Annotated in this window: 1 rRNA gene (only partly in view); it reads left to right on the forward strand. The window is 54.2% G+C overall.

What is annotated here, in order from left to right:
• Nucleotides 1-1,167 (forward strand): 23S ribosomal RNA (locus KPB06_RS12990); its annotated part runs 1,098 nt beyond the window's last position; the annotation flags it as partial.

Below are 1,167 nucleotides of genomic sequence, written 5' to 3' on the forward strand. Positions count from 1 at the left end.
CTCGCATGGTAGGAGAGCGTTCCGTAAGCCTGCGAAGGTGCCTTGTAAAGGGTGCTGGAGGTATCGGAAGTGCGAATGCTGACATGAGTAGCGATAAAGGGGGTGAAAGGCCCCCTCGCCGTAAGCCCAAGGTTTCCTACGCAACGTTCATCGGCGTAGGGTGAGTCGGCCCCTAAGGCGAGGCAGAAATGCGTAGCTGATGGGAAGCAGGTCAATATTCCTGCACCATTGTTAGATGCGATGGGGGGACGGATCGCGGAAGGTTGTCCGGGTGTTGGAGTCCCGGTCGCTGCATTGGAGAAGGCGCTTAGGCAAATCCGGGCGCAGGATTCAAGGGTGTGGCGCGAGCTCCTTCGGGAGCGAAGCAATTGGAAGTGGTTCCAAGAAAAGCCTCTAAGCTTCAGTCTAACGATGACCGTACCGCAAACCGACACAGGTGGGCGAGATGAGTATTCTAAGGCGCTTGAGAGAACTCGGGAGAAGGAACTCGGCAAATTGGTACCGTAACTTCGGGATAAGGTACGCCCTTGTAGCTTGACTGGCCTGCGCCAGGAGGGTGAAGGGGTTGCAATAAACTGGTGGCTGCGACTGTTTAATAAAAACACAGCACTCTGCAAACACGAAAGTGGACGTATAGGGTGTGACGCCTGCCCGGTGCCGGAAGATTAAATGATGGGGTGCAAGCTCTTGATTGAAGTCCCGGTAAACGGCGGCCGTAACTATAACGGTCCTAAGGTAGCGAAATTCCTTGTCGGGTAAGTTCCGACCTGCACGAATGGCGTAACGATGGCCACACTGTCTCCTCCCGAGACTCAGCGAAGTTGAAGTGTTTGTGATGATGCAATCTACCCGCGGCTAGACGGAAAGACCCCATGAACCTTTACTGTAGCTTTGCATTGGACTTTGAACCGATCTGTGTAGGATAGGTGGGAGGCTATGAAACCGGAACGCTAGTTTCGGTGGAGCCGTCCTTGAAATACCACCCTGGTTTGTTTGAGGTTCTAACCTTGGCCCGTGATCCGGGTCGGGGACAGTGCATGGTAGGCAGTTTGACTGGGGCGGTCTCCTCCCAAAGCGTAACGGAGGAGTACGAAGGTACGCTAGGTACGGTCGGAAATCGTGCTGATAGTGCAATGGCATAAGCGTGCTTAACTGCGAGACCGACAA

The organism is Burkholderia semiarida, from assembly GCF_029268935.1.
GTDB lineage: Bacteria > Pseudomonadota > Gammaproteobacteria > Burkholderiales > Burkholderiaceae > Burkholderia > Burkholderia semiarida.